We start from the raw sequence: 5975 nt of genomic DNA, 5'->3' as shown, positions 1-5975 counted from the left end.
CCGGCGGTGGCGGGGCCGGCGACGGGCTGCCCGGGGGTGCGCGACTCCAGGGCGCCCGACTGCTCGGCGACGCGCGGCTCGACGGCTCTCGGCTTGGCGGTGCGCGCTTCCACCGTCCTCGGCTCCACGGTTCGCGGCTCTACGGTTCGCGGCTCGACGCCGGGCGCCGCGCCGGGAGGTAGCGCCGACCCCGACGACTCGGGCTCAGTGGGCATGCTGCTCCTGCCGCTGCCGTGGCGGACCGCGCCGACCGTCCGGACGGGCCGCGTGGCGGTGTGATCGGTCGTGCTGGATAGGACGGTGCGACGGGCGGTGGCCAGTCGAGGTTCGGTCTCCCCGCTGCTCCCCGCACGTGGACACACATTCCCACCATCCTGGCCAATGTTCGGCCGAGCGGCAATGGTAACGGGCCGGAAATCTTCCGTTCCGCCTTCTGTTCAGGGCTTCCTTCGACGGCGAATCAATCGACGGCGAACCATCCTGCGGCCCGGCAGGGCCGGGCCCGGTAGGGATCGGGCCCGGTAGGGATCGGGCCCGGTAGGGATCGGGACGCCGCCGGCCCCGGTACCGGCCCCGGGCTCAGGGCAGGGCGAGTTCGAACCAGGTGACCTTGCCGTCGCCGCGCAGCTGCACGCCCCAGGAGTCCGCGAGCGCCTCCACCAGCAGCAGGCCGCGCCCCGAGGTCGCGTACTCGGCCTCCGGATCGCGCCGGCGGCCGGGCAGTCTGCCGGCGCCGTCCTGCACCTCGATGCGCAGCCGGTGGTCCGAGCCGAGCACCGCGTCGAACACCGCGCCGTTGCCCGTGTGCAGCAGTGCGTTGGTGACCAGCTCGGAGGAGAGCAGCTCGGCGGTGTCGGACAGCTCCGGCACCCCCCAGTGGCTCAGCGCCGAACGCAGCCGCTGCCGGACCGCACCCACCCCGACCAGGTCCGCCGGGTCGAGCGCGACGTGCAACCGCCGGTGCACGGCACAACCCGGAGCCGGTGCGCCCGGCAGGGTCGTCCCGGTGCCGCCGACCGGCGCCTGGACCGGCCCTGACCGGTAGGCGTCGCCGGAACTCGTCCGCTGCCGCGGGAATCGCGACTGACCGTCCATCAACACATGCCCCCGCCCTGGAATCCGGGCCCCCCGCCCCCGGATCCCCCGCCGGCCGGGTGGCCCCCTCGTTCTGACCACTCATCCTCATGCCCAGTTGACGGCGTTTGCAACAGTGTGCGTCCGATCACGTGGGGTGAAAGGGGCACGGGGTGGTCCGCGTGATCCAACTGCCCGCGCCGGACAGGTTTGCGAAGCGCAGAGGCCGTTTTCGAAGACGCCGCACCCCGATCCCGCGCACACCCGGCGCCCGTACGGACCGCGCACCCGACCACACGCCCCCTGCCCCGCTCCCGCCGCGCGCCGGGGCCGGACGTCCGCTCACGGGCCACCTCTCCCCACCCGGCCCCGCACCCGCCCCTCACCCCCCTCCCCCACCCAGCAAGCCGAACGCCCGCGGAGCGGCAACGCTGGACAGGGCGGCCCGGTGCGGGTTCAATGACCCGAGGTGTTTGAACGACGTTCTAACATCGCCCCGACAGCCCCTGCCGAGCCCTGAGGCCTCACGGCCCCGAGCCGACCCCCTCCCCGGCGACCGCGAGCGAGGAACCGTGCGACTGACCCCCACCGAGCGGGACCGGCTGCTGATCTTCACAGCAGCCGAGCTGGCCCGCGCCCGCCGCGCCCGGGGCGTGCGCCTCAACATCCCCGAGGCCACCGCCCTGATCGCGGACACCGTCTGCGAGGCCGCCCGCGACGGCCTGCGCCTGGCCGAGGCCATCGAGGCCGGCCGCTCCGTGCTGACCGCCGACGACGTGCTGCCCGGCGTGCCGGACGTGGTCACCGTCATCCAGGTCGAGGCCGTCTTCGAGGACGGCACCCGCCTCGCCGTCGTCAACGACCCGTTCAAGGGCGCCGGCTCGCTCGGCGACGAGGCCCCCGGCGGCGTGCTGATCGGCGACGGCGCCGGCTACGACCCGATCGAGGAGACGCTGCTGCTCCCGGTCCACAACACCGCCGGGGTGCCGATCTCGGTCACCTCGCACTTCCACTTCTTCGAGGCCAATCCGCGCCTGGCCTTCGACCGTGCCGCCGCCTACGGCACCCACCTGGCCGTCCCGGCCGGCTCCTCGGTGCGCTTCGACCCGGGCACCACCGTCGAGGTCGGCCTGGTGCCGATCGGCGGCGAGCGGGTCGCGATCGGCTTCGCGGGGCTCGTGGACGGCCCGCTGGACGCTCCCGGCGCGAAGGAGGCCGCCTTGGCGAAGGCCCGCGCGACCGGCTACCTGACCGGCTTCGACGACGCGGAGGTGCCCTCATGAGCGAGCGACGGGGTCACCCCCGGCCGAAGGCCGGCGGAGAGCAATCGAACAGAGCGGCCGCACCGGCGTGGTCGGCCGAGCGAAGCGAGGCGGGAGCATGACGGCGATCACCCCCCACGACTACATCTCCGTGCACGGCCCGCGCGCCGGGGACCGGGTCCGGCTCGGCGACAGCGGACTGATCGTCCGCGTGGAGTCCGACTCCCAGGCGCCCGGCGACGAGTTCCTGGCCGGCTTCGGCAAGACCGCCCGCGACGGCCTGCACCTCAAGCCCGCCGCCGTCCGGGACACCTGCGACGTGGTGATCAGCAACGTGCTGGTGATCGACGCGATCCAGGGCGTCCGCAAGACCTCGATCGGGCTGATCGGCGGCCGGATCGCCTCGATCGGGCGGGCCGGCAACCCGGACACCCTGGACGGCGTCGACGTGGTCGTCGGCACCGGCACCACGATCGTCTCCGGCGAGGGCCTGATCGCCACCGCCGGCGCCATCGACACCCATGTCCACCTGCTCTCGCCGCGGATCATGGAAGCCTCGCTCGCCTCCGGCGTCACCACGATCATCGGCCAGGAGTTCGGCCCGGTCTGGGGCGTCGGCGTCAACTCGCCCTGGGCGCTGCGGCACGCCTTCAACGCGTTCGACGCCTGGCCCGTCAACATCGGTTTCCTGGGCCGCGGCTCGTCCTCCGACGAGGCCCCGCTGATCGAGGCGCTGGCCGAGGGCGGCGCGTCCGGCTTCAAGGTGCACGAGGACATGGGCGCGCACACCCGCGCACTGGACACCGCACTGCGGGTCGCCGAGGAGTACGACGTCCAGGTCGCCCTGCACACCGACGGCCTGAACGAGTGCCTCTCCGTCGAGGACACCCTGCGCGTCCTCGACGGCCGCACCATCCACGCCTTCCACATCGAGGGCTGCGGCGGCGGACACGTCCCCAACGTGCTGAAGATGGCGGGCGTGCCGAACGTCATCGGCTCCTCCACCAACCCCACCCTGCCGTTCGGCCGGGACGCGCTCGGCGAGCACTTCGGCATGATCGTCTCCGCGCACGACCTCAAGGTCGACCTGCCCGGCGACGCCGCGATGGCCCGCGACCGCATCCGGGCCGGCACGATGGGCGCCGAGGACGTGCTGCACGACCTCGGAGTCATCGGCATCACCTCCTCCGACGCCCAGGGCATGGGCCGGGCCGGCGAGACGGTGCGCCGCACCTTCGCCATGGCCGGGAAGATGAAGGCCGAACTCGGCCCGCTCGACGGCACCGGCTCGTACGGGACGACGGACGGCGGCGACGACAACGAGCGCGTGCTGCGCTACATCGCCAAGCTCACCGTCAACCCGGCCATCGCGCACGGCCTCTCCCACGAGGTCGGCTCGATCGAGGTCGGCAAGCTCGCCGACATCGTGCTGTGGCGCCCGGACCACTTCGGCGCCAAGCCGCAGCTGGTCCTCAAAGCCGGCTTCCCCGCCTACGGCGTGGTCGGCGACCCCAACGCCTCCACCGACCGCTGCGAACCGCTCGTCCTGGGGCCGCAGTTCGGCGCCCACGGCGCGACCGCCGCCGACATCTCGGTGGCCTTCGTCGCCCGGGCGGCCGCCGACGGCGCCTACCTCGACCGGGCCGCCGACGGGCTGCCCACCCGCCGTCGCCGGGTCGGCGTACGGGGCACCCGCGGCATCGGGCCGCGCGACATGGTGCGCAACGCCCGCGTCGGCCACGTCGAGGTCACCGAGACCGGGCTGGTCTCACTGGACGGCTCGCCCCTGCGCTCCGAACCCGCGGACAGCGTCTCGCTCAGCCGCCTCTACTTCCTCTGATTCTCCTAGGGACTCGATGATGACCACTCCCACGCCCGCCTCGCTCGGCTACCGGATGCCCGCCGAGTGGCACCCGCACGACCGCACCTGGATGGCCTTCCCCACCACCAACCCCACCTTCGACGGCCCCGAGCAGCTGCACGCCGCCCGCCAGGCCTGGGCCGCCGTCGCCGACACCATCGTCGGGTACGAGCCGGTGACGCTGATCGTCAACACCGGTGAGACGGCGCAGGCGCGCAAGTACGTCTCCGAGCGGGTCGAGATCGTCGAACGCCCGCTGAACGACGCGTGGATGCGCGACATCGGCCCGTCCTTCCTGATCGACGGCAAGGGCTCGCTGGCCGCCGCCGACTGGATCTTCAACGGCTGGGGCGCGCAGTCCTGGGCCCGCTGGGACAAGGACCAGCACATCGCCGAGCACATCAGCGAACTGACGGAGGTGCAGCGCTTCGCCTCCCGGCTGATCAACGAGGGCGGCGGCATCCACGTCGACGGCGAGGGCACGGTGCTGGTCACCGAGACCGTCCAGCTCGGCGAGGGCCGCAACGCGGACTGGACCAAGGAGGAGGTCGAGGCCGAGCTGCACGCCTTCCTCGGCACCACCAAGGCGATCTGGCTGCCGCGCGGACTCACCCGCGACTACGACGAGTTCGGCACCCGCGGGCACATCGACATCGTCGCCTCCTTCGTGCGCCCGGGCGTCGTGGTCGCCCACGTCCAGCCCGACCCCTCGCACCCGGACCACGAGGTCTGCCGGGAGCTGGTCGCCGTGCTGCGCGCCTCGACCGACGCCCAGGGCCGACCGCTGGAGGTCATCGAACTGCCCGCCCCCACCGTCCTGCTGGACGAGGACGGCGAGCCGGTCGACTACTCCTACATCAACCACTACGTGGCCAACGGCGCGGTCGTCCTGTGCGCCTTCGACGACCCGCGCGACCAGGAGGCCGCCGCCATCCTCGCCGAGGCCTACCCGGGCCGCACCGTCGAACTCGTGGACGCCCGCGAGATCTTCGCCAACGGCGGCGGCATCCACTGCATCACCCAGCAGCAGCCGAAGGCACTCTGACCTGCTGCTACGGCTACCGAAGCGGGAGTGGGCCGTTCTCCCACCCCGCTTCGGTAGCCTTCTGAGCTCCGTTCCACCGAGGAGATCCGCACATGGCCGACCCCCGCCCGCGCCGGCCGGCGCGCCCCCGCGAGGAGGTCTTCGCCACCGCCCGGGCCGCGATCGCCGAACACGGGCTCGCCAAACTCACCATGGCCGGGCTCGGCAAGCAGCTCCAGATGAGCGCCGGGCACCTGCTCTACTACTTCGGCAGCAAGGACCAGCTACTGCTGGAAACCCTCCGCTGGAGCGAGGACCAGCTCGGCGCCCGCCGCCGCGAGGCCCTCGCCGACCGCGCCCTCGACCCCTGGCAGCGCCTCGACGCCTACCTGCGCCTCTACCTGCCGGAGGGGGCGGGCGATCCGCGCTGGATCCTCTGGGTCGAGGTGTGGGGCCGCTCCCCCGCGAGCGCCGAGATCCGCCGGGGCCAGCAGGAGATCGAGGCCCCCTGGCAGGCCGACCTGGTCGCCCTCATCGAGGAGGGCGCCGCCGCCGGCCACTTCACCCCCGGCCCGGCCGCCGACCGCGCGGTGCAGATCCGCGCCCTGCTCGACGGCCTCGCCGTCCCCATCGCCATCGGACTCCCGGACGCCCACCGCCCCGCCGCCCTCGCCCAGGCCGTCGCCGTCACCGGCACCCTCCTGCGCACCTGAACCCACCCGCGGCCACTGCGGCGGGGCCTGCCGTGGGCCCG

6 protein-coding genes are annotated in these 5975 nt (G+C 73.4%); 5 read left to right on the top strand and 1 reads right to left on the bottom strand.

The genetic code is table 11. The features are described 5' to 3' along the window. Nucleotides 1-26: 26 nt before the first annotated feature. Nucleotides 27-182 carry a pentapeptide repeat-containing protein gene (locus KS423_RS48640; RefSeq protein ID WP_374120092.1) on the top strand — a complete coding sequence of 52 codons (156 nt, stop codon included), beginning with the start codon at nucleotides 27-29 and terminating at the stop codon, nucleotides 180-182. A 397-nt stretch (nucleotides 183-579) separates the two neighbouring features. Here the strand turns inward: KS423_RS48640 and KS423_RS36485 are convergent, their stop codons facing one another. Further along, nucleotides 580-966 (bottom strand): ATP-binding protein, encoded by a 387-nt coding sequence (locus KS423_RS36485; protein WP_224284036.1) that lies wholly within the window; start codon nucleotides 964-966, stop codon nucleotides 580-582. Nucleotides 967-1646: 680 nt separating this feature from the next. Between KS423_RS36485 and ureA the strand changes: the two genes are divergently transcribed. From ureA to KS423_RS36465, 4 genes are all read left to right on the top strand, one after another. Further along, complete coding sequence (gene ureA / locus KS423_RS36480; RefSeq protein ID WP_224284035.1) at nucleotides 1647-2357, top strand: urease subunit gamma; 711 nt, start codon at nucleotides 1647-1649, stop codon at nucleotides 2355-2357. Between the two features lie 97 nt (nucleotides 2358-2454). Next, nucleotides 2455-4176, top strand: coding sequence for an urease subunit alpha (locus KS423_RS36475; protein ID WP_224284034.1), 1722 nt, complete (start codon nucleotides 2455-2457; stop codon nucleotides 4174-4176). Between the two features lie 16 nt (nucleotides 4177-4192). Next, nucleotides 4193-5242 carry an agmatine/peptidylarginine deiminase gene (locus KS423_RS36470; protein WP_224284033.1) on the top strand — a complete coding sequence of 350 codons (1050 nt, stop codon included), beginning with the start codon at nucleotides 4193-4195 and terminating at the stop codon, nucleotides 5240-5242. A gap of 92 nt (nucleotides 5243-5334) precedes the next feature. Then, nucleotides 5335-5934: a TetR/AcrR family transcriptional regulator gene (locus KS423_RS36465; protein ID WP_224284032.1), complete on the top strand. Its 600-nt coding sequence runs from the start codon at nucleotides 5335-5337 to the stop codon at nucleotides 5932-5934. Nucleotides 5935-5975: the final 41 nt, after the last annotated feature.

Origin of the sequence: Streptomyces sp. LS1784 (genome assembly GCF_020103755.1) — a bacterium.
Taxonomy (GTDB): Bacteria; Actinomycetota; Actinomycetes; order Streptomycetales; family Streptomycetaceae; genus Kitasatospora.
The sequence above is the reverse complement of the archived record's forward strand: the minus strand, read 5'-3'. Positions and strand labels throughout refer to the sequence as shown.